Origin of the sequence: Enterobacter chuandaensis (assembly GCF_039718975.1) — a bacterium.
GTDB lineage: Bacteria > Pseudomonadota > Gammaproteobacteria > Enterobacterales > Enterobacteriaceae > Enterobacter > Enterobacter chuandaensis.
The window spans coordinates 1,243,575-1,265,725 of record NZ_CP097173.1; the positions used below are offsets into that span (position 1 = coordinate 1,243,575).

At 58.1% G+C, this 22,151-nt stretch carries 17 protein-coding genes and 1 pseudogene; 10 read left to right on the forward strand and 8 right to left on the reverse strand.

Going from position 1 to position 22,151, the window contains the following annotated elements; all coding sequences use genetic code 11:
* The first annotated feature begins 17 nt into the window (after positions 1–17).
* Positions 18–359 carry a RamA family antibiotic efflux transcriptional regulator gene (locus MX657_RS06015; RefSeq protein WP_028012253.1) on the forward strand — a complete coding sequence of 114 codons (342 nt, stop codon included), beginning with the start codon at positions 18–20 and terminating at the stop codon, positions 357–359.
* Between the two features lie 73 nt (positions 360–432).
* Here the strand turns inward: MX657_RS06015 and MX657_RS06020 are convergent, their stop codons facing one another.
* A complete protein-coding gene (locus MX657_RS06020; protein ID WP_346807686.1) occupies positions 433–2,577 on the reverse strand; it encodes a TonB-dependent siderophore receptor in 2,145 nt (714 codons plus the stop codon).
* A 123-nt stretch (positions 2,578–2,700) separates the two neighbouring features.
* Here MX657_RS06020 and MX657_RS06025 point away from each other — a divergent pair, with 123 nt between their 5' ends.
* Positions 2,701–4,269 carry an alpha/beta hydrolase-fold protein gene (locus tag MX657_RS06025; protein ID WP_346807688.1) on the forward strand — a complete coding sequence of 523 codons (1,569 nt, stop codon included), beginning with the start codon at positions 2,701–2,703 and terminating at the stop codon, positions 4,267–4,269.
* On the opposite strand, the gene MX657_RS06030 is transcribed toward MX657_RS06025, so the two are convergent.
* A complete protein-coding gene (locus MX657_RS06030) occupies positions 4,255–4,503 on the reverse strand; it encodes a DUF1158 domain-containing protein (RefSeq protein ID WP_041910998.1) in 249 nt (82 codons plus the stop codon). The two genes, MX657_RS06025 and MX657_RS06030, sit on opposite strands and share 15 nt — an antisense overlap.
* Positions 4,504–4,981: 478 nt before the next feature.
* On the opposite strand from MX657_RS06030, the gene MX657_RS06035 reads away from it, so the two are divergent.
* From MX657_RS06035 to MX657_RS06045, 3 genes are all read left to right on the forward strand, one after another.
* Positions 4,982–7,690, forward strand: coding sequence for a cation-transporting P-type ATPase (locus MX657_RS06035; protein ID WP_346807690.1), 2,709 nt, complete (start codon positions 4,982–4,984; stop codon positions 7,688–7,690).
* 71 nt (positions 7,691–7,761) lie between these two features.
* The gene (locus MX657_RS06040; protein ID WP_346807692.1) at positions 7,762–8,823 is read left to right on the forward strand and encodes an efflux RND transporter periplasmic adaptor subunit; all 1,062 of its coding nucleotides are present in this window, start codon (positions 7,762–7,764) and stop codon (positions 8,821–8,823) included.
* 9 nt (positions 8,824–8,832) lie between these two features.
* Entirely contained in the window at positions 8,833–11,988 is a 3,156-nt protein-coding gene (locus tag MX657_RS06045; protein WP_346807694.1) for an efflux RND transporter permease subunit, read from the forward strand.
* Here MX657_RS06045 and MX657_RS06050 read toward each other — a convergent pair.
* Complete coding sequence (locus tag MX657_RS06050) at positions 11,918–13,039, reverse strand: YbdK family carboxylate-amine ligase (protein WP_119915166.1); 1,122 nt, start codon at positions 13,037–13,039, stop codon at positions 11,918–11,920. The genes MX657_RS06045 and MX657_RS06050 overlap by 71 nt on opposite strands.
* Positions 13,040–13,144: 105 nt before the next feature.
* Here MX657_RS06050 and MX657_RS06055 point away from each other — a divergent pair, with 105 nt between their 5' ends.
* Positions 13,145–14,035: an oxidoreductase gene (locus MX657_RS06055; protein WP_346807696.1), complete on the forward strand. Its 891-nt coding sequence runs from the start codon at positions 13,145–13,147 to the stop codon at positions 14,033–14,035.
* A gap of 50 nt (positions 14,036–14,085) precedes the next feature.
* Here the strand turns inward: MX657_RS06055 and MX657_RS06060 are convergent, their stop codons facing one another.
* The 5 genes and pseudogenes from MX657_RS06060 to MX657_RS06080 all read right to left on the reverse strand — a co-directional run bounded on the left by MX657_RS06060 (position 14,086) and on the right by MX657_RS06080 (position 18,091).
* A complete protein-coding gene (locus tag MX657_RS06060) occupies positions 14,086–14,505 on the reverse strand; it encodes a helix-turn-helix domain-containing protein (protein WP_336238351.1) in 420 nt (139 codons plus the stop codon).
* A pseudogene (locus tag MX657_RS06065) lies at positions 14,502–14,812 on the reverse strand (type II toxin-antitoxin system HigB family toxin). Before MX657_RS06065 ends, MX657_RS06060 begins: the two are co-directional and overlap by 4 nt.
* A gap of 356 nt (positions 14,813–15,168) precedes the next feature.
* Complete coding sequence (locus MX657_RS06070; RefSeq protein WP_346807698.1) at positions 15,169–16,128, reverse strand: FRG domain-containing protein; 960 nt, start codon at positions 16,126–16,128, stop codon at positions 15,169–15,171.
* 334 nt (positions 16,129–16,462) lie between these two features.
* Positions 16,463–16,918: a hypothetical protein gene (locus MX657_RS06075; protein WP_346807699.1), complete on the reverse strand. Its 456-nt coding sequence runs from the start codon at positions 16,916–16,918 to the stop codon at positions 16,463–16,465.
* A 291-nt stretch (positions 16,919–17,209) separates the two neighbouring features.
* Positions 17,210–18,091, reverse strand: a complete 882-nt coding sequence (locus MX657_RS06080; protein ID WP_217480115.1) for a LysR family transcriptional regulator — start codon at positions 18,089–18,091, stop codon at positions 17,210–17,212.
* Positions 18,092–18,196: 105 nt separating this feature from the next.
* Here MX657_RS06080 and budA point away from each other — a divergent pair, with 105 nt between their 5' ends.
* The 4 genes from budA (at position 18,197) to MX657_RS06100 (ending at position 22,072) form a co-directional block, all read left to right on the forward strand.
* Complete coding sequence (gene budA / locus MX657_RS06085; protein WP_028012263.1) at positions 18,197–18,976, forward strand: acetolactate decarboxylase; 780 nt, start codon at positions 18,197–18,199, stop codon at positions 18,974–18,976.
* 58 nt (positions 18,977–19,034) lie between these two features.
* Entirely contained in the window at positions 19,035–20,669 is a 1,635-nt protein-coding gene (gene alsS / locus MX657_RS06090; protein WP_346808530.1) for an acetolactate synthase AlsS, read from the forward strand.
* A gap of 20 nt (positions 20,670–20,689) precedes the next feature.
* Positions 20,690–21,460 carry a (S)-acetoin forming diacetyl reductase gene (locus tag MX657_RS06095; protein WP_080327965.1) on the forward strand — a complete coding sequence of 257 codons (771 nt, stop codon included), beginning with the start codon at positions 20,690–20,692 and terminating at the stop codon, positions 21,458–21,460.
* 138 nt (positions 21,461–21,598) lie between these two features.
* A complete protein-coding gene (locus MX657_RS06100) occupies positions 21,599–22,072 on the forward strand; it encodes a cold-shock protein (protein WP_119915160.1) in 474 nt (157 codons plus the stop codon).
* Positions 22,073–22,151 lie beyond the last annotated feature (79 nt).

Below are 22,151 nucleotides of genomic sequence, written 5' to 3' on the forward strand. Positions count from 1 at the left end.
CAGAGGGGGAGAGCAGTATGACGATTTCCGCTCAGGTCATTGATACGATTGTCGAATGGATCGATGACAACCTGCACCAGCCGTTACGTATCGAAGAGATTGCCCGCCACGCGGGATATTCGAAGTGGCATTTGCAGCGGCTGTTTATGCAATACAAAGGTGAAAGTCTGGGACGCTACATCCGCGAACGCAAGCTGCTGCTGGCGGCGCGCGACCTGCGTGAATCTGACGAACGCGTGTACGAAATCTGCCTGCGCTACGGCTTTGAATCGCAGCAGACGTTTACCCGCATCTTTACCCGCACCTTCCATCAGCCGCCGGGTGCGTATCGCAAAGAGAACCACAGTCGGGCACACTGAAATACATTCCCCTCACCCTAACCCTCGCCCCTTTGGGGAGAGGGCCGGGGTGAGGGGGCAGATCGCACCATGTTTACCAGCGATAATTCACCGTCGCCGTCACCGTGCGGCCAATCCCGTAGAAGCACGCCGTATCGCTTGCGCACGACGCCACATACTTCGTGTCCGCCACGTTATTAACGTTAAACTGCACGCTCGCCCCTTTCAGGCTGCGGTTCATCTCGCCCAGATCGTAGCTCACCATTGCGTCATACAGATCCACCGACGGCACCTTGAAGGTGTTCTTCGCATCGCCGTAGCTGGTGCCGATGTAGCGCATCCCCACGCCTGCGGTCAGGCTCTTCAGCGCACCGCCCGGAACGGTATAGCTGGCAAACGCCGATGCCATATGCGCAGGAATACGCGCGGGCGTTTTGCCTTCGGTGCCCGCCACCGTGGTGCTTTTGGTTTTCGCGTCGGTGTAGGTGTACGAGCCAATCAGGTTGATGCTGTCCATCAGCGTGGAGTGGATTTCCGCCTCAACGCCTTTTGAACGCACCTTGCCTGCGTTCTCGAACCAGCCTTCGGCGCTGTTGTAGGTCGCCACGTTGTCCTGGGTTAAATCGTACAGCGCGAGAGTCATCAGCGTGGTATCGACCGGCTGATACTTCAGGCCAATCTCGGTCTGCTCCCCGGTGGTCGGCTTGAAGGGCGCAACGCCCGGCGCGCGGTTGGTTTGCAGGTTTGGTTCAAACGAGGTGCTGTAGCTGACGTATGGCGACAGGCCAGCGTCGAACGCGTACAGCAGGCCGGTTCGCCAGGTGAATTTGCTGTCGTTCTGCTGCGTGAGGCTGCTGTCGGTGAAGTCGCGGGTGCGCACTTCGCTCCAGTCGTAGCGTCCGGACACCAGCCACTCCCAGCGGTTCCAGCTCATCTGATCCTGCAGGTACAGGCCCATCTGATCGAGATTTTGCTGCTCGTTAGAGGCGGTTTTGAAGGTGCTTTCATCCACGTTCACGCCGTACACCGGGTTCGTCCAGTCGAGGTTGTACTGCGAACCGCTCCCGCGTGCCAGCAGCTGTTTATCTTTGCTGGTCTTGTAGTCGAACCCGCTGAGCAGAGTGTGGCCGACGCTGCCGGTCTCCAGCAGGTACTCCAGCTGGTTATCCAGGCCGAACTCGTTGGTGGTGCGTTCTTCATGCTGCGCGCGTCGCGTTAATACCGGGCTGTTGGCCGTGCTGCTGGCGTAAACGAGGTAACGGTATTTTTGCCTGATAGCGGCGTAACGTGCGTTCTGGCGGAAGGTGAGGTCGTCGGCGAACTGATGCTCCAGCTCGTAGCCGATCGTTGTCTGTTCGCGCCAGGATTGGTTGTAATTTGGATCGCTGACGTTAAAGTCGCGCGGGATGTATTTCCCGTCGACGCTTTTAACCGTGCCGTAGGCGGGCAGGAAGTTGCGGTAGCCCGCATCCGGATCCTTCTGGTAGCTGGTCAGCAGCGTAAAGCGGGTCTGGTCGTTCGGGTACCAGGTGATGGCAGGCGCAATCGCCATCCGCGTCTCTTTATAATCGTCCACCTGATTATGCTGGGTGCGGGCAATACCGTTCACGCGATACAGCACGCGGCCATCGTCGCTGAGCCTGCCACCGAAATCAAACGCGGCTTCTGCCAGATCGTTATTGCCGGTGCGAATTTGCACGTTGCGAATAGGCTCCGCGGTTGGACGTTTGCTGGTCATGCTGATTAACCCGCCCGGATTCACCTGGCCAAACAGAACCGACGCCGGACCACGTACCAGCTCCACGCGCTCCAGTAACCACGGATCAATTGCGCCCGTCTGGGACGAGGCCGTAGCGCCGAAGCTCAGGCCGTCGAGGAATTTCGGCACATAGCTAAAGCCGCGCACGAATACCTCATCGTTACGGTTCGATGAGCCGCGGTACTCGGTAAACACGCCCGCCGAATAGCGCAGCGCCTGCGATACGGACGTCACGTCCTGCATGTTCATCTGATCGCGGGTGATCACCGAGACCGACTGCGGCGTCTTAACGATCTCCGCGCTGGTTTTTGTCGCAGAGAGGGTTTTCGTCGCCACAATCCCCTTCACGGGCGCGGTCGGCTCCTGGCTTATTCCCTGCGTCACCGTAATGGTTTCTTCAGTGGTTTCTGCCTGTACTGCCACGCTGGCCGTGGCCAGGCTCAGCAGCCAGAGCTGCATTATCTTATTATTTTTAAACATGTTTTATACACATCCTTGGTTGCTATCGCCATAAAAACACCGGTAAAACGCGTTAGATGATATTGCAAATTATTACCATGTGCATTAGCGTTGGTAACAAATTTCGTCTGGGAACAAGCGGTAATGAAGAGGGTATGGAGTGGGTTGCTGGTAGGGATGGGGGCGCTGCCCGCCGTGGCGGCAGTATGCGAGCAGTCCTCCCTGCGGGGAGACATTCAGGGAAAATTTGATGCCAGCGGTGAAGTCTGCTTTTTACTCCCTGAACTGGGTGAAAATTATGTTTCCGCCACGCTCAACGGCGTGACGGACGCGCGTCTGCTGGACGGGCAAAACCAAAACATCCGCACGCTGATCGAAAGCGGGCCAGCGGATGGCGAACACACGCTGCTGTTTGCCCTGCCGGTGAAGCAGGGTACCTCTCTGATGCTGCGCGGTGAAGCGGGTAAGCCTTGGCGCTTTCGGTGGCGGATGAAAGAAACTTCCGCTTTGCCGCGCGTACAGATGCTGACGCCTGAAAGCCCGACGCTTCAGATGCTGGCAAAAACGGTGGTTGCCGGTGGCAGTACCGAGGCCTTCTGGCAGGCACAGATTCAGCAAGGAACGCCGATGGTGGAGCCGGTAGACGCAGAACATAAGCGCGTCACCTTCCTGTGGCGCGGCGCCCGGGATAACGTCTTTATTCTCGGCTCCCCGGCGGGGGATCACGATCCGCTGTTTCGCCTTGGCAACAGCGACGTCTGGTTTCGCAGCTACGTGGTGCCCGCCGACACGGTGATGCAGTACAAGCTCGCGCCCGATGTGCCGATCGTTGAGGGGACCTCACGCGACCAACGCCGCGCGATTCTGGTAAGCGCCCAGGCCGATCCGCTTAACCCGAACACCTTTGGTCAACAGAAGGCGGATCGCTGGAACCGCTATTCGCTGGTCGATCTCAGCCCGGCACGCTATTGCTCCGTGCAGGCCACGGCCCAGCCGCTGCGCCACGGATCGTTAAGCCGCCAGAGCATCGCCAGTAAAATCCTCGGTAATTCCCGCGAGGTGACGATCTACAAACCGCGTGGCACGCAGCCTGCGCGCTGGACGCTTATCCTTTTCGACGGGCAGGTTTATCAGGACGAGTACCATTTTGCCAACGTGCTGGATGGCCTGATAGGCCGCCACCATCTCCCGCCCGTCAACGTGGTGTTTATCGACAGCCTCGATCACGCCCGTCGCGGCAACGAGCTGCCGCCGAACCCGGATTTCGCCGACTTTATGGCGCACGAGCTGCTGCCGTGGTTACGCGGGCAGGGCATCGCGGTGCAGCGGCAGAAAACGGTGCTGGCGGGATCGAGCTACGGCGGCATTGCCTCCTCATGGGTGGCGCTGCGCTACCCGCGCCTGTTTGGCAACGTGCTGAGTCTTTCTGGATCGTACTGGTGGGCACCGAAAGGCGAAGCGCCCGGCTGGCTGACGCGCCAGTACCAGCAGTCGCCGCCGTATCCGGTCCGCTTCTGGCTGCAGGCCGGAAAGTTTGAAACCACGGGGCCGGGCGGGGGGATCTATCGCACCACGCAGGATTTCGAGCGGGTATTGCGCGAGAAAGGGTACCGCGTCAGCTTCCATCCCTCATCCAGCGGCCACGACTATGCGGCCTGGTGTGAAGCGCTGATCCACGGCATGCGCGACTTTACCGGCCTACGACGCCAGTGAAAACCAGCGGCGCCAGACGAAACGCAGGATGAAGAATTCGATGGCGCCGAGCAGTAAAAACCACACGCAGAACAGAATGGTGTAAAGCTGGTTGAGATCGACCATATGAAAGGTCTGAACCAGCTTCTGCGCCAGCACCAGACCCAGCGACGGCGCGGGCAGCAGTAAGCAAGAGATCAGGGCCATCAATAAAATGCCCCCCGCAGTCAGCAGCGATTCTAACGGGTGTTTCATTGTAATGTTAATCGTCAGTTAAAAATGTCATTGTCCGGCATCCTGTAACGTAAAGCAATATCAGCCACTCAGGCGTAATTGAATAAAACGCAGGTATTATTTTGCGAATAAATAACAAAATACGACCCGACATTCATATTAATATCGCGTTATGTAAATAAACGTCTTTATCACGAAAATAATTTTACAAACATATATGTGCTGTATCCAATTAACGTCGCAATAACAATGGCTGCGACAATGTATAACGCCAGGCGTCGTCCGCGATAAATACCAAACATGGTTCCCCCTCGTTTAGCGTTGGTTTAGAAATATTTTGTAAAAATCAGCGCGTCGAAATAATTTTAATCAATTCTGAATAACCCAGCAGTAAATATATTGCGGTAGATCAATTTTAACCGCAAGACATTAAAATCAATTTATTTAAGCCAGAAAGGATTTCAGGCTTCTGTTCACCGGATATTGAAGGAAAAATACGATGACCGAAAAAAAATTGTCCTCAAACGTGCCGCCTTCCGGCGGGCTGGCATACCAGCAGACTGCAGAGCAGGTGCTTACCCACGTGCAGAGCCAGGCCAGTGGTCTGGACCGTACAGAAGCGCAGGCGCGTCTGCAGAAACAGGGCCCGAACGCGTTACCGGAGAAAAAAGGCAAGCCGGGCTGGCTGCGTTTTCTTGCCCACTTTAACGATGTCCTGATTTATGTCCTGCTGGCCGCCGCGGTATTAACGGCGGTAATGGGCCACTGGGTCGATACGCTGGTTATTTTGGGCGTGGCGGTAATCAACGCCTTAATTGGCCATATTCAGGAAAGCAACGCGGAAAAATCTCTGAAGAGTATTCGCAATATGCTCTCCAGCGAGGCGCGTGTTATTCGTAACGGCAACCATGAAACTATACCGACAACTGAAATAGTCCCGGGCGATATTATTGTATTACGTGCGGGGGATCGTATTCCGGCGGATATGCGTTTAATCGAAGCGCATAATTTACGCGTGGAAGAGGCGATTCTGACCGGTGAATCCACCGTAGTGGATAAACACACGAATCCGCTGAGTGGGGAACTGCCGCTGGGCGATCGCACCAACATGGTTTTCTCCGGGACGACCGTGAGCGCGGGCGGTGGCGTCGGCGTGGTCACGGCGACCGGTAAAGATACGGAACTCGGCCACATCAACCAGATGATGGCGGGTATCGAAAAGCACCGCACGCCGCTGCTGGTGCAGATGGACAAGCTGGGTAAAGCGATCTTCGCCATTATTCTGGCGATGATGGCCGCGTTGTTCGTCTTCAGCCTGGTGTTCCGCGAGATCCCAATGGGCGAGCTGCTGCTCTCTCTGATCAGCCTGGCGGTGGCCTCCGTACCGGAAGGTCTGCCGGCGATTATTTCCATCATCCTCTCTCTGGGCGTACAGGCGATGGCGCGCAAGCGGGCGATTATCCGCAAGCTGCCGACGGTTGAAACCCTGGGCGCGATGACCGTGGTGTGCTCGGATAAAACCGGCACCCTGACCATGAACGAGATGACGGTGAAAGCCATCATCACCGCCGACGCCTGCTACCGCGTGGACGGCAACAGCTACGAGCCGGTGGGCAACATCTACCTGGAAGGCAGCGACGAGCCGGTGCAGATCCAGCCGGGCACCGTGCTGGAGCAGTACCTGCGCACCATCGACCTGTGTAACGACAGCCAGCTGATTCAGGACGAGCGCGGCCTGTGGGGCATCACCGGCGGGCCGACCGAGGGGGCGCTGAAGGTGCTGGCGGCGAAGGCCAGCCTCGAGCCTGTCATGACCACGCTTATCAACAAGATCCCGTTCGACTCGCAGTACAAGTACATGAGCACCCACTACCAGATTGGCGGTGAGGAGCAGATCCTGATCACCGGCGCGCCGGATGTGATATTCGCCCTCTGCGCTCAGCAGCAGACCCGCAACGGCGCGGAAGCCTTCAACCGCGCGTACTGGGAAAGCGAGATGGAGCGCTATGCGCGTCAGGGGCTGCGCATGGTCGCCGCGGCGTTTAAGCCGGCTAACGGCGAGCAGGAACTGACCCACGATGACCTGAGCCACGGCCTGATCTTCCTCGGCATCGCCGGGATGATGGATCCGCCGCGTCCGGAAGCGATTGATGCGATTAACGCCTGCCAGCAGGCGGGGATCCGCGTGAAGATGATCACCGGGGATCACCCGCAGACGGCGATGAGCATCGGCCAGATGCTGGGGATCACCAACAGCGAGCAGGCGGTCACCGGCTACGAGCTGGAGAAAATGGACGACGCCGCGCTGGCGGAAGCGGCGGTGAAGTATGACATCTTCGCCCGTACCAGCCCGGAGCATAAGCTGCGCCTGGTGAAAGCGCTGCAGGACAAAGGCGAAATCGTCGGCATGACCGGTGACGGCGTGAACGACGCCCCGGCGCTGCGTCAGGCGGACGTGGGCATCGCGATGGGCATCAAAGGGACGGAGGTGACCAAAGAGGCGGCGGACATGGTTCTGACGGACGATAACTTCGCCACCATCGCCAGCGCGGTGAAAGAGGGGCGTCGCGTTTACGACAACCTGAAGAAGACCATTCTGTTTATCATGCCGACCAACCTGGCGCAGGGTCTGCTGATTGTGATTGCGCTGCTGGCGGGGAACATTATTCCGCTGACGCCAGTGCTGATTCTGTGGATGAACATGGCCACCTCCGCCACGCTCTCCTTCGGTCTGGCCTTTGAGGCTGCAGAGCGCAACATCATGCGCCGTCCGCCGCGCCAGACCGGGCAGCACGTGATGGACGCCTACGCCGTGTGGCGCGTGGCCTTCGTCGGTACCATGATTGCCATCGCCGCCTTTGCGCTGGAAGCCTGGCTGGCCCCGCGCGGCCACAGCGCGGAGTTCATCCGCACCGTGCTGCTGCAGATGCTGGTCTGCGCCCAGTGGGTGTACATGATTAACTGCCGCAACACCGAAGGGTTCTCCCTGAACCGCGGCCTGCTGGCGAACAAAGGGATCTGGCTGGTGACGGGCGTGCTGTTCCTGCTCCAGGCGGCGATTATCTACCTGCCGTTTATGCAGATGCTGTTCGGTACCGAAGCGCTACCGCTGCGCTACTGGTTTGTGACTCTGGCGGTGGCGGGCGTGATGTTCTTCGTCGTCGAAATAGAGAAGCGACTGACCCGCAGGTTCCGTAAGGCTGCATAACAAAGACCCCACACCCCTCTCCCCTTTGGGGAGAGGGTTAGGGTGAGGGGAAAACACTGAGGTACTTCGTAATGAAACTCCCGCTCCTGTTCGCACTCCTCGCCTGCACGCTGCAATCCGCATTCGCCGCCATTCCCGTTCGCGTCGCCGCCGTGGAGAAGACCGTCCATGCCGCCGAGCGCCAGATCCCGGGCCGCGTCGAAGCTATCCACACCGTTGAGCTGCGCGCGCGTACGGAAGGCGTGATCACTCAAATCCACTTCCGCGACGGGCAGTACGTGAAAAAAGGCGACGTGCTGTTCGAGCTGGACGACGCCGAGCCGCGCGCCGCCCTGCGCCTGGCGCAGGCCGAAGTGAGAAGCGCCGAAGCCACGCTGCGTCAGGCGCAGCAGCAGCTTTCCCGCTTTGAAAGTCTGGGCAGCAGCAACGCCATCAGCCGTCACGACGTGGATAACGCCCGCATGCAGCGGGACGTGGCGAGCGCCGCACTGGAGCAGGCGAAAGCCCGGCTCGATACCCGCAGCGTCACGCTGAACTACACCCGCATCACCTCGCCGATTGATGGCCGCGTGGGGCACAGCCAGTTCCACGTCGGCAGCCTGGTGAATCCTGCCAGCGGCGTGCTGGTGGAGGTCGTGCAGCTCGATCCCATTCGCATCGCCTTTGCGCTGGAAGAGGGCGCATTTGCCACCAAAGCCGGACAGCATGCGGATATCAGCGCCATGAAGCAGGCCTGGCAGGCATTCATTGACAGCAACGGCCAGCGCGTCAGCGGCGAGCTGACGTCCGTGGACAACCGCATCGATCCGCAGACCGCCAGCGTGATGCTGCGCGCCGAGTTTGCCAACCCGCGTCATCAGCTCCTGCCCGGCGGCAACGTAAACGTGTATTTGCGCCCGGCCAGCGAGCAGCCGGTGCTGACCCTGCCCGCCACCGCGGTCCAGCAGAACGGCGCCGGGTTCTTCGCCTGGGTGGTTAACGCCGACGGCAAGGCCGAAAGGCGTCCGCTGAAGGTCACCGGGCAGATCGGCCAGCAGTTCCAGATTGCCTCCGGCGTGAAGCCCGGTGAGCGAGCGATTACTGACGGCGCGCAGCGCGTGCAGCCCGGCGCTGCCGTCCAGATACTCAATTAAGGAGCCATCATGCTGACGTTTTTCATCAAACGCCCGCGTTTCGCGATGGTGATTGCGCTGGTCATTACCCTGCTGGGGGCCATCGCGCTGAGGATTATCCCGGTGGAGCAGTACCCGCAGATCACGCCGCCGGTGGTAAACGTGTCTGCCAGCTGGCCGGGCGCCAGCTCGTCTGACGTGGCGGAGGCCATCGCCACGCCGCTGGAAACCCAGCTGAACGGTGTGGATCACATGCTCTATATGGAGTCCACGAGTTCGGACGAAGGCAGCTACAGCCTGAACATTACCTTTGCGGCGGGCACCGACCCGGACCTCGCCGCCATCGACGTGCAGAACCGCGTGTCGCAGGCTCTGGCGCAGCTGCCGACCGAGGCGCAGCAAAACGGCGTGCAGGTGCGCAAGCGCGCCACTAACCTGATGATGGGGGTAAGCCTTTACTCACCGAATAACACCCACACGCCGCTGTTCGTCAGCAACTACGCCAGCACCCATGTGCGCGAGGCGCTGTCCCGCCTGCCGGGCGTCGGGCAGGTGCAGATGTTCGGCGCGCGCGATTACAGCATGCGCATCTGGCTGCGTCCGGACCGCATGAACGCCCTGAACGTCACCACCGACGACGTGGCCCAGGCGCTGCGCGAGCAGAACGTGCAGGGGGCGGCAGGCCAGGTCGGCACGCCGCCGGTGTTTAACGGCCAGCAGCAGACCCTGACCATCAACGGGCTGGGGCGCTTAAATCAGGCCGAAGACTTTGCCGACATCATCATCCGTGCGGGCGAGATGGGCCAGTTGGTGCGCCTGAAGGATGTCGCCACCATCGAGCTTGGCTCGCGCAGCTACAGCTCCGGCGCACAGCTGAACGGGCATGACTCCGCCTACCTCGGCATCTATCCTGCGCCGTCCGCTAACGCCCTGCGCGTGGCCGACGCGGTGCGCGCGGAGCTGGATCGCCTCTCGACGCGCTTCCCGGACGACCTGGTCTATGAAGTTAAATTCGACACCACTTCGTTCGTTGCCGCCACCATCAAAGAGATTGGCGTCTCGCTGGCGCTGACCATGCTGGCCGTTGTAGTCGTGGTATCCCTGTTCCTGCAAAGCTGGCGCGCGACGCTGATTGTCGCCCTCGCCATTCCGGTATCGCTGGTGGGCACCTTTGCGGTGCTCTACGCGCTCGGCTACTCCGCCAACACGCTGAGCCTGTTCGCCATTATTCTGGCGCTGACCATGGTGGTGGATGACGCCATCGTGGTGGTGGAGAGCGTCGAAACGCTGATCGCGGAAGGGCAGAGCCGCACGGCGGCGACCGCGCTGGCGCTACGCCAGATTGCCGGGCCGGTCATCGCGACGACGCTGGTGCTGCTGGCAGTGTTTGTGCCGGTGGCGCTCCTGCCGGGGATTGTCGGCGAGCTGTACCGCCAGTTCGCGGTGACGCTCTCCACCGCCGTCACGCTCTCAAGCCTGGTGGCGCTGACCCTGACGCCCGCGCTGTGTGCGATGCTGCTGCGCCCGCGCCCGGAGAAACCTGCAGCAGTCTATCGCGCCTTTAACCGTGGGCTGGACGCCACGCGCGGTTTCTACACCCGCATCGTGAACGTATTAAACCTGCGTCCGTGGCTGGCGCTGCTGGCCACCGCGGGCGCGGCGGTCGTGGTGGCGTTCAGCTTTATGTCGATGCCGAAAGGCTTCCTGCCCCAGGAAGACCAGGGCTACTTCTTCGCCAGCGTCCAGCTGCCGGAGGCGGCCTCGCTGGAGCGCACCGAAGCGGTGATGAACACCGCGCGCGAGCTGATCGCTAAAAACCCGGCGGTGGAAGACGTGATTCAGGTCTCCGGGTTTAACATCCTCAACGGCACCAGCGCGTCGAACGGCGGGTTTATCTCCATCATGCTGAAAGACTGGAGCGAGCGCCCGCCGCTGGATGAAGTGATGGGCACCCTGCAGCGCCAGCTGCTGGCCCTGCCGGAAGCGACCATCATGACCTTCGCGCCGCCGACGCTGCCGGGGCTGGGCAATGCCTCTGGCTTCGACCTGCGCATTCAGGCGCAGGCGGGGCAGAGCCCGGCGGAGCTGGAGCGCGTCACGCGTGAGGTGCTGGCAAAAGCCAACCAGCATCCGCAGCTGAGCCGCGTGTTCACCACCTGGAGCAGCAACGTGCCGCAGCTGACGTTAACCGTTGACCGCGAGCGTGCGGCCCGGCTCGACGTGCCGGTGTCGCGTATCTTCAGCAGCCTGCAAACCGCCTTCGGCGGCACCCGCGCCGGGGATTTCAGCGTCAACAACCGCGTCTACCACGTGGTAATGCAGAACGAAATGCAGTGGCGTGAGCGCGCGGAGCAAATCAGCGAGCTGTTCGTGCGCAGCAACAGCGGCGAGCGGGTGCGCCTGAGCAACCTCGTCACCATCACGCCGACCGTCGGCGCGCCATTTATTCAGCAGTACAACCAGTTCCCGTCGGTATCGGTAAGCGGTTCGGCAGCGGAAGGGGTAAGCAGCAGCACCGCGATGGCGGCGATGGGCGAAATTCTGGCGCAGAGCCTGCCTGCCGGGTACGACTACGCCTGGAGCGGCATGTCGTATCAGGAGCAGCAGACCGGCAATCAGGCGATATGGATCGTGCTGGCGGCGGTGGTGATGGCGTGGTTGTTCCTCGTCGCCCAGTATGAGAGCTGGACGCTCCCGGCGAGCGTGATGCTTTCGGTGCTGTTCGCCATCGGCGGGGCGCTGCTCTGGCTATGGATGGCGGGCTACGCCAACGACGTGTACGTGCAGATTGGCCTGGTCTTGCTGATCGCGTTAGCGGCGAAAAACGCGATTCTTATCGTGGAGTTCGCCCGCGCGCGGCGGATGGACGGGATGGAGATTGTCGATGCCGCGCGGGAAGGGGCATCGCGCCGCTTCCGCGCGGTGATGATGACCGCCGTGTCGTTCATCATCGGCGTATTGCCCATGATGCTGGCGACCGGGGCGGGTGCCCAGAGCCGCCGCATCATCGGCACCACGGTGTTCAGCGGCATGCTGGTGGCGACGGTGGTGGGGATTATGTTTATCCCCGCGCTGTTCGTGCTGTTCCAGCGCCTGCGCGAGTGGGGCCACGGCCTTACGGACTCGTCGCCCACAGCTCGCAGTGCTTCTGCACCAGAGAAATCAGCGAGCCACCGTCGGCAATAAACTCCCGCATGCGCTGCGCCTCGCTCTTGCCCTGCTTTAACAGCAGGGCAATTTCATTTATCGCGCTCGCCGCACCGAGCTTCTCGGCCGACGGCGCAACCTGCTCCAGCAGCCAGGCAATGTCTTCCGCCACGGTTTTGTGCTCGCCGGTGTGCACATCCGTCAGGATCCCCTCCAGCCCGTAGCGACACGCCTGAAAACGGTTAAAGCGGTAGAGCAGAAAATCTTTTTCCTGATGCTTATAGGGCCGCGCGGTCAGCAGCCAGTGGGACGTCGCCTGAATAAGCCCGGCGATGTTAATCGCGTGGCCGAGCGTCAGCGGCGTATCCATCACCCGCACCTCCACGGTGCCGAAGTGCGGGCTGGGGCGGATGTCCCAGTGCAGATCTTTAATGCTGTCGATCATGCTGGTTGAACTCAGGCGGCGGAACAGCCCCTCGAACTCCTGCCAGCTGTTAACCCAAGGCATCTGGCCGTTATCCGGGAACCCGGAGAAGATGTTGAGCCGCGACGAGGAGAACTTTGTGTCGGTGCCCTGCATGTACGGCGAGGCGGCCGCCAGGGCGATAAAGTGCGGCACGAAGCGCGACAGGCCGTGCAGCAGGTAAATGGCGTCATCCCCGGTCCGGCAGCCGACGTGCACGTGCTGGCCGAACACCGTCGCCTGCAAAATCAGGTAGCCAAAGCGCTCCAGCGTGACGTTATAGCGCTCGTCGTCGCACACCTCCTGCCGCTGCCACTTCTGGAACGGGTGCGTTCCGCCGCCGCAGATCTGGATATGCTGCTCCGCCGCTGCGCGCAGGATGCTCTGCTGCATCACCGAGAACTGCGCCGCCGCCTGGTCGATGGTCTGGCACACGCCGGTGGCGATTTCGAGCATGCTTTCGGTGATGTCGTGCTTAACCTCGCCGCCTTTGATCTCGTCTTTGACGGCGGCGATGAGGGCGGACGAGTCCTGGCTCAGATCGTAGCCCGGCGGATTAACCACCTGCAGTTCGAGTTCGATGCCGAGGGTAAAAGGTTCAGAGGACTTAAAATCAGGTAAAGGCATGGCGCACTCCGTTGTCTGTTGTGTGTTGAGTATAGACAACGACGTGGCGCTCACTTTTCAGGGTGGTATAACTGTTAGCAGGCTTAGCGAAAAGGGGAGTTAACCATGTCTGACAATCCAGTGATTGCGCTGATTGGGCCTGGCGCAATCGGGACCACCATTGCCGCGGTATTGCATGACGCGGGCCGCACGCCGCTGCTGTGCGGACGCACTGCGCATCCGGAACTGCGCCTGCGCCACGACGAGGGCGAAACTGTCGTGCCCGGTCCGGTATTGACCGATCCGTCCGTCATTACGCGCCCCGTCGATCTCGTTTTTGTGGCGGTAAAAACGACGCAAAATGTCGACAGCGCCGGATGGCTGCGGGCCCTGTGCGATGAACACACCGTGGTCTGTGCGCTGCAAAACGGCGTGGAGCAAAAAGCCCAGCTTGAGCCTTTGGTCAATGGCGCGACGGTGCTGCCGTCGGTGGTCTGGTTCCCGGCCCAGCGCGAGCCGGATGCCTCCGTGTGGCTGCGGGCGAAGCCGCGCCTGACGCTGCCGGACGTGCCGCAGACGCAGCGGGTAGTGGAGGCGCTTCGCGGAACGCGCTGTGAAGTTGAGCTCTCGGCAGATTTCCCTACCGTCGCCTGGCGCAAGCTGCTGCAAAACGCGGTCGCCGGGCTGATGGTGCTGGCCAACCGCCGCGCCGGGATGTTCAGGCGCGAGGATATTAGCGAGCTGGGGCTAGCCTACCTGCGTGAGGGACTTACCGTCGCCCGCGCCGAGGGGGCGATGCTGGACGATGCGGTGGCGGAGGAGATTCTGGTGAACTTTCAGCGCGCGCCTGAGGACCTGGGCACCTCGATCCTTGCCGACCGTCAGGCGGATCGCCCGATGGAGTGGGATATCCGCAACGGCGTGATCCAGCGCTACGGCCGCAAGCACGGGATTGCGGTGCCCATCAGCGACGTGGTGGTGCCGCTGCTGGCGGCGGGGAGCGAAGGGCCGGGGTGAGTGAGATACTGGTATTAAACAGGGGAATTGGTCTGGGTGAAAACCTCGCATTAATTCCCCACAAACGCACTCACTGGCAAATCAAAACGCTTCGCCAGTGCCCGCATATGATCCAGCGTTAACGTGCGTTGTCCGTTCAGGATCCGACTCACCAGCGACTTCTTGCCTATTTCGTTCTCGAAATCGCTCTGAGTGAGTTGGTACTGATCCATCAGCGTTCGCAATAACGCAACGCCTGACGGAATGCTGGCAACACGCGCGTTAAAATCTGCAAACTCCGGGGACTCGTTTTCGTATTTATCGATTTTGGCGGTGAGCATGTCTACGAGCGGGTTATCGGGGTCGTGCTCGATCAGATACTCCACCAGTGCCAGCGCATCCTCATAGTCTTGTCGTGATGGGCTTGAGCCAAGGAAAGGGAGTTCGTTTGTCAGATCGTTTGCCGCTTTGATGGCTGCTGCATAATTCATTCTTTCGTTCTCCGGTAGTAGTCCGTGAGCTTGTCATACTCTGCTTGTGTGCTGATGTGTTTGATGAAAATCTTTCCTCGCTCAAAATCAGCAAAAAACATTACTCGTAAGTGTTCGCCACTCACATCAATGACCCACCATTTTCCCGGTATTTCATCCTGTTCAGGCTGGGAAAGCGCTTTCGCATGTCGTCGGGTTACAGATAGTGTTCCTTCTTTAGTACCCGGTAAAGATCGTCCAAGGCGAGTGATTGGTTGGGAAAATGACTGGCCGCTGGGTCGAAAGGCGCTCTTGAAACTATGTGCATTCTTGCACCTTGTTTCCAGGATGGAAACAGTACAGGTGGTGGTGAGAGATAAAAGTGGATGGTTCGGTTTTGGGTATTTGTTTGATTTGCGGAGCGTATTCAGGAATTGTTTGGTGAGAAGGATTGTTGTGGGTGATTGTTTTGCTTACAGCAGTATATGGATGTGTGTAAAAGCTGCGTCCGCTTTGTGCCAAGAGAAGATGTTAAACGTCATTAATTTTATTGTTTTGCAGTCACAACAATTGCCAATTTTCTCTAAAATGTTATGGTCATCGTTCCGTTAAAAGTTTAACTTGGAAAAATCCGCTGCGATAATTTTTAAAGCAGCGGTTTTATTAATTCGACATCATCAGTCATTAGTCAAAGAATGAAAAATCATTGTTTATTTTTCTATTTAAAAGAGTATTGCTGAATCCTGATAGTGATGGGTATATCTTGGATTCTACAATACCTAAATTCATTAGCTCTTTTTTTATTCTATATGGATTGTTAATTATTATTTTGTTTAGATTCTTTTCATTTTTAGCTTGAAAAGGTTTCTCAAAATTATTATGAAACAAAAAAAGACACTCTTGAGACTGCATTCTTTTATCAAATGAATAATGTTCAATGCTCAAGGTGTCCGTTAGCGTAGGTATTGGAGTCACAGACATAAAACGATAACCAAAACTACTTAATTTAGCTATCTCTCTAAATGAGCCTTGTTCAGAACGTGTGTTTGCATGCGAGAATTTAATTGATTCAACAAGATTTTTTGTGGCATAATCAAATTCATCCCCTGTAAGATATGCTTCACTATCATAGACAAATACTGCCGCAGGGTCTTGTGTTTTGATTGTAGATTTTGACACGGCAAAGTACAATGCAATCAGCGGATTAATTGATACGTCAATAAATCGAGTAGGTAAACCATAATGTTGAGCTAATAGCAGTATAGATAAATTTGAGTTTATAAGGAACTCTTTGGATTCAATCTCTGATATGTATGTTGGTAAGTTGTTTTTAAATATTACATATGCATTGAATATATCGTTAATACGAGAGTCTATACATATCCTTAATTTTCTGTAGTCGATTTCATTCTTCTCTTTTTTATTAAGAAAGTCCTTTTTACTTGGGAAGATAGCCCTTGTTAGAGATGACACTATTCTCCATCTTGCGTCTCCTTGTCCGCGATAAAATTTACCATGATCTATATTGCTTATAATGCCAATATAATCAGAAACAGTGTTTATTTTACCCATTATATTCGTTTTATCGTCAGAATAAATTGAGTTAAGATCAACTTCAAGAGATTCGTAGGAACTGTCTATCATTATTTCTGTCCATAATTTCTAACTGGAATTGGCTCTAGGAGAATGCACCATACCGCAGGGGACATGTGCGAATGAATTATACAACAATTTCACTGAATTTCCATTGTTCATGAATAATATTAAATAAAAAATTTTTATGTTTGCGGTGCCTCATCCAGCGTATGGTCTCGTATTTGAGGATTTAATAATCGGTCTGGAACCACCAGTCTTTAATATATTCAGTGTTGCGTCTTATGTTCGCTCTTAACAGACATTCAACAAACAATGTTGTTGTTTGCATAAGGCCGAGAATCCGCTTTTTACCCAGCAGAACCCCGGCCTCCCATCACCCGCCTCAGTGCGCCGTTATATAAGGCTCCTTCACAAACTCCGCCAGCAGCCAGACCATATCATGCAGCAGCCCGGTGAGTTCTTTCGCCACGCTCACAGGCAATGCCCCGCCCATCACCGCCAGCGTTAACGCCACGACATAGTCCACCTGCAGCGTCGTCTCCTGCCAGCAGTCCGGCACGCTGGAGGTGATCTTTTCCCCCGCAACCAACTGTTCAACCAGATACGGTGGAAGTTCCGAGTCACAGCATTCCCGCAGCCGCTTCAGCGTCTCCAGCAATCGCTTACAGAGCGTGGCAAACGTCACTGCGTCGTCAGTTTCCACCAGCACACTGACATACGCAGTGCAGGCATCGGCCAGTTCAAAAAGATCAGCAGAATCGGAAACTGAAGTGTTGATGAGGTGATGAACTGCGCTTTCCTCAGATAGCGCGTAAGAAAATCCTGGGGTAGTCGCCATTTAGCATCCTCTTTGTCTAAAAAAACGTCATGTTATGCTAACGGGTTCCTACGCCCGGTTACGGATGTGCCGCAACGCAGGCACTTTACGGCGGTGAAAAAAGGAAGGAAAGGGGATAACCCTGAATTACATAAGGTTGCTTAAAAGTTTGCGAGGCGGCTTCCAGAAGGGCATTGCCGGGTGGCGGCTACGCCTTACCCGGCCTACAAAACCGCGAACAAGCCAACCAACCCGCGACACGAACCGTAGGCCCGCGCAAGCGCAGCGCCGCCGGGCACTGCCGCACCGTAGCTACCCCTCGCTCATCATCCCCAAAAACCGCTTCACCGTCCGCGAGCGTTCAAACCGCCGCCAGCAGAGCGCGATATCGGTGTAGAGCTCCGGTGAGCTCAGCGCATGATAGGTCACATTCGGCGGTGAAATGGCCGCCATGGATTTCGGTACCAGCGCAAATCCGCCGCCCGCGGAGACCATGCTCAGGGAGGAGGAAAGCTGCGACGATTGCAGCGCGCGCTGCACGTTTATTCCGGCCCGCTCGCAGCAGCCGTAAACCCGGTCATACAGACCCGGCGCGACTTCCTGCGGGAACAGCACCACCGGCGTATCCCGAAGCTGCTCTAATGCCAGCGAACCGCACGCCGCCAGCGGATGGTCGCGATGCAGCGCCACCACCATCGGCTCCCGGTCGAGGATTTTTAATTCGAACACCTTACTGCTCTCGCACGGCAGGCGCACAAAGGCGATATCCAGCTCACCCTCCGCCAGCATCGTCGTCAGCGACGACATATTGGCTTCCACCTGGTGAACCTGCACCGCCATGTTCTGCACCTGAAACTGGCGAATCAGCGCAAAAATTTTGGGATGAAAAGCGTCAGAGCTGGTGATCCCAATCGACAGGCTGCCGTTCAGCCCGCGCGCGATGCCCCGGGCTTTCTCCAGCGCGGCGTCGCTCAGCGCCAGGATCTTACAGGCGTCCTCATAGAAGGCCTCTCCCGCCTCGGTCAGCTCCACGCCACGCGTCAGGCGCCTGAACAGCGGCGTACCCACTTCCTCTTCGAGCCGTTTGATCTGCTGACTCAGAGGAGGCTGTGAAATACCCAGCGCTTTGGCCGCTTTGGTGAAGTGTCGCTCGCGTGCAACGGCGACAAAATACCGCAGATAACGAAGTTCCATATCTAAAACGTCTCAAACCAGCATGGTTTCTATATTGGAACTCTCTGCTGAATCGGGTCAACATTTATTTAACCTTTCTAAATAAAGTTGAAGAGGACCAGCATGATGATGCATTCATCTGCCTGCGACTGTGAGGCGAGCTTGTGCGAGACCCTGCGCGGGTTCTCGGCTCAGCATCCTGACAGCGTGATCTATCAGACATCGCTAATGAGCGCCCTGCTAAGCGGCGTCTACGAAGGGGAGACCACCATCGCCGACCTGCTGGCACACGGTGATTTTGGCCTCGGCACCTTTAACGAGCTGGACGGCGAAATGATTGCCTTCAGCAGCCAGGTATACCAGCTGCGCGCCGACGGCAGCGCCCGGGCTGCGAAGCCGGAGCAGAAAACGCCGTTCGCGGTGATGACCTGGTTCCAGCCCCAGTACCGCAAAACCTTCGACGGGCCGGTCAGCCGCCAGCAGATCCACGACGTCATCGACCAGCAGATCCCCTCCGATAACCTGTTCTGCGCGCTGCGCATCGACGGCAACTTCCGCCACGCCCACACCCGCACGGTGCCGCGCCAGACGCCGCCGTACCGGGCGATGACCGACGTGCTGGACGACCAGCCGGTGTTCCGCTTTAACCAGCGCGAAGGGGTGCTGGTCGGGTTCCGCACGCCGCAGCATATGCAGGGCATCAACGTGGCGGGCTATCACGAGCATTTCATCACCGACGATCGCCAGGGCGGGGGACATCTGCTCGACTACCAGCTGGAGAGCGGCGTGCTCACCTTCGGCGAAATTCACAAGCTGATGATTGACCTGCCCGCCGACAGCGCATTTTTACAGGCCAACCTGCACCCCAGCAACCTTGATGCGGCTATCCGCGCCGTCGAAAATTAACAGGAGTACTACCGTGAACAGTGAGAAACAGTCACGTCAGTGGGCGCACGGCGCCGATATGGTTGTCGGCCAGCTGGAAGCGCAGGGCGTGAAGCAGGTGTTCGGCATACCGGGGGCGAAAATCGACAAGGTGTTTGACTCCCTGCTGGACTCCTCCATCGAGATCATTCCGGTGCGACACGAGGCCAACGCCGCGTTTATGGCGGCGGCAGTTGGGCGGTTGACCGGCAAAGCCGGGGTGGCGCTGGTCACCTCCGGGCCGGGCTGTTCGAACCTGATCACCGGCATCGCCACCGCCAACAGCGAAGGCGACCCGGTGGTAGCGCTGGGCGGGGCGGTGAAGCGGGCGGATAAAGCCAAGCTGGTGCATCAGAGCATGGATACCGTCGCGATGTTCAGCCCGGTGACGAAATACGCCGTGGAAGTGAACTCCCCGGACGCGATTGCCGAGGTGGTGTCTAACGCGTTTCGCGCTGCCGAGCACGGTAGGCCGGGGGGCGCGTTCGTTAGCCTGCCGCAGGATATTGTCGACCAGCCCACCACGGGGGCGGTTTTGCCCGCCAGCGGTCCCGCGCTGATGGGGCCGGCACCGGAATCCGCCATTAACGACGTGGCGAAGCTTATCGAGAAGGCCAAAAACCCGGTCATCTTACTCGGCCTGATGGCCAGCCAGCCCGCGAACAGCGCCGCGCTGCGCAAGCTGCTGGAGAAAAGCCGCATTCCGGTTACCAGCACCTACCAGGCCGCCGGGGCGGTGAACCAGGAGCACTTCACCCGCTTTGCCGGACGCGTCGGCCTGTTCAACAACCAGGCGGGCGACCGGCTGCTGCATCTGGCGGATCTGATTATCTGCATCGGCTACAGCCCGGTGGAATACGAGCCGTCCATGTGGAACAGCGGCGACGCGACGCTGGTGCACATTGATGTGCTGCCCGCCTACGAGGAGCGCAAGTATGTTCCCGATCTTGAACTGGTGGGGGACATCGCTGAAACGCTGAACCTGCTCGCTAACCGGATTGAGCACAAGCTGGAGCTGAGCCAGCGTGCGTCAGAAATTCTGGTCGATCGCCAGCATCAGCGCGATCTCCTCGACCGTCGCGGCGCCTCGCTCAACCAGTTTGCCCTGCACCCGCTGCGCATCGTGCGTGCCATGCAGGACATCGTGAACAGCGACGTGACGCTCACCGTCGATATGGGCAGCTTCCACATCTGGATCGCCCGCTACCTCTACAGCTTCCGCGCGCGTCAGGTGATGATCTCCAACGGTCAGCAGACCATGGGCGTCGCGCTGCCGTGGGCGATTGGCGCGTGGCTGGTCAACCCGGGGCGCAAGGTGGTGTCGGTCTCCGGTGACGGCGGCTTTTTGCAGTCGAGCATGGAGCTGGAAACCGCCGTGCGCCTCAACGCCAACGTGCTGCACATCATCTGGGTGGATAACGCCTACAACATGGTGGCGATTCAGGAAGAGAAAAAATACCAGCGTCTTTCCGGCGTGGAGTTCGGCCCGGTCGATTTCAAAGTCTATGCCGACGCGTTCGGCGCGAAAGGCTTCGCCGTGGAGAGCGCCGAGGCGCTGGAACCCACGCTGCGTGCGGCGATGGATGTCGATGGCCCGGCCGTGGTGGCCATTCCCGTCGACTACAGCGATAACCCGCTGCTGATGGGCCAGCTCCATCTCAGCCAGATTTTATGAATCAATATAAGGACAGAGAAATGCAAAAAGTGGCTCTCGTAACAGGCTCAGGCCAGGGGATTGGTAAAGCGATTGCGCTTCGTCTGGTGAAAGATGGCTTTGCCGTCGCCATCGCCGACTATAACGATGAGACGGCAAGGGCCGTCGCCGATGAGATCATCCGAAACGGCGGCAACGCCGTCGCCGTGAAGGTCGATGTTTCTGACCGCGAGCAGGTATTTGCCGCGGTGGAGAAAGCCCGTACCGCGCTGGGTGGCTTCAACGTTATCGTCAATAACGCCGGGATTGCGCCGTCTACGCCCATCGAATCCATCACGCCGGAGATTGTCGACAAGGTCTACAACATCAACGTGAAAGGAGTGATTTGGGGCATTCAGGCTGCCATCGACGCGTTTCGCAAAGAGGGGCACGGCGGCAAAATCATCAACGCCTGCTCCCAGGCGGGCCACACCGGCAACCCTGAGCTGGCGGTCTACAGTTCCAGCAAGTTCGCGGTACGCGGCTTAACCCAGACGGCCGCACGGGACCTTGCGCCGCTGGGGATCACCGTTAACGCCTACTGCCCGGGCATCGTCAAAACGCCGATGTGGGCGGAAATCGACCGCCAGGTCTCCGAGGCGGCGGGTAAACCGCTCGGCTACGGGACAGAAACCTTTGCCAAACGCATTACGCTTGGCCGTTTGTCCGAGCCGGAAGATGTCGCCGCCTGCGTCTCATACCTCGCCGGGCCGGATTCCGACTACATGACCGGCCAGTCGCTCTTAATTGATGGTGGGATGGTGTTCAACTAAATACACAATACTAAAAAGCTCTGACATGAGTTTTCCCCTGCCTCCGTGCAGGGGCTTTTTTTTGTCTCCTCCGCCATTGTGCATTACACTGCGCGCTGCAAAACTTTAGTCATTACGATCTGACAGGCGGTAACAGCGATGAACGGTACAATCACAACGTGGTTTAAAGATAAAGGCTTTGGATTTATCAAAGATGAAAACGGCGACAACCGCTATTTTCATGTGATTAAGGTCGCGAACCCCGATCTGATTAAGAAAGACGCTGCGGTGACCTTCGAGCCAACCACCAATACTAAAGGCCTCTCCGCCTATGCGGTGAAGGTGATCCCCGAAAGTAAGCACCTCTATATTGCGGGCGAGCGCGTGAAGCTCACCTCGATCAAATCCTTCGTGGTATTCAGCGAAGAAGAGCCCGTTGATACCAAAATCGACAAAGAGAACGCGGTGCTGTCGGTGGGGCTGCTGATGAACAGCATCAAACCAAAATCCGACAAGAAGCCGGGCGAAATGCGTACGGTGAAGAAGCTGGCGATCACTACCTTCCAGAACACGACGATGATCTTTACCGAAGATGAAATCGACATCGACGCGACGGTCAAGCTGCTGAAGTAATTCTATGCCGGGTGGCGGTTCCACGTTACCCGGCCTGTAAATCCTCTCTTTTCGCCCGCTTTTTAACCTGCTATAACAA

Coding starts and splice junctions, on each gene's coding strand:
- MX657_RS06015 (WP_028012253.1), top strand. CDS start 18: ATGACGATTTCCGCTCAGGTCATTGATACGATTGTCGAATGGATCGAT.
- MX657_RS06020 (WP_346807686.1), bottom strand. CDS start 2,577: ATGTTTAAAAATAATAAGATAATGCAGCTCTGGCTGCTGAGCCTGGCC.
- MX657_RS06025 (WP_346807688.1), top strand. CDS start 2,701: ATGAAGAGGGTATGGAGTGGGTTGCTGGTAGGGATGGGGGCGCTGCCC.
- MX657_RS06030 (WP_041910998.1), bottom strand. CDS start 4,503: ATGAAACACCCGTTAGAATCGCTGCTGACTGCGGGGGGCATTTTATTG.
- MX657_RS06035 (WP_346807690.1), top strand. CDS start 4,982: ATGACCGAAAAAAAATTGTCCTCAAACGTGCCGCCTTCCGGCGGGCTG.
- MX657_RS06040 (WP_346807692.1), top strand. CDS start 7,762: ATGAAACTCCCGCTCCTGTTCGCACTCCTCGCCTGCACGCTGCAATCC.
- MX657_RS06045 (WP_346807694.1), top strand. CDS start 8,833: ATGCTGACGTTTTTCATCAAACGCCCGCGTTTCGCGATGGTGATTGCG.
- MX657_RS06050 (WP_119915166.1), bottom strand. CDS start 13,039: ATGCCTTTACCTGATTTTAAGTCCTCTGAACCTTTTACCCTCGGCATC.
- MX657_RS06055 (WP_346807696.1), top strand. CDS start 13,145: ATGTCTGACAATCCAGTGATTGCGCTGATTGGGCCTGGCGCAATCGGG.
- MX657_RS06060 (WP_336238351.1), bottom strand. CDS start 14,505: ATGAATTATGCAGCAGCCATCAAAGCGGCAAACGATCTGACAAACGAA.
- MX657_RS06070 (WP_346807698.1), bottom strand. CDS start 16,128: ATGATAGACAGTTCCTACGAATCTCTTGAAGTTGATCTTAACTCAATT.
- MX657_RS06075 (WP_346807699.1), bottom strand. CDS start 16,918: ATGGCGACTACCCCAGGATTTTCTTACGCGCTATCTGAGGAAAGCGCA.
- MX657_RS06080 (WP_217480115.1), bottom strand. CDS start 18,091: ATGGAACTTCGTTATCTGCGGTATTTTGTCGCCGTTGCACGCGAGCGA.
- budA (WP_028012263.1), top strand. CDS start 18,197: ATGATGCATTCATCTGCCTGCGACTGTGAGGCGAGCTTGTGCGAGACC.
- alsS (WP_346808530.1), top strand. CDS start 19,035: ATGGTTGTCGGCCAGCTGGAAGCGCAGGGCGTGAAGCAGGTGTTCGGC.
- MX657_RS06095 (WP_080327965.1), top strand. CDS start 20,690: ATGCAAAAAGTGGCTCTCGTAACAGGCTCAGGCCAGGGGATTGGTAAA.
- MX657_RS06100 (WP_119915160.1), top strand. CDS start 21,599: ATGAACGGTACAATCACAACGTGGTTTAAAGATAAAGGCTTTGGATTT.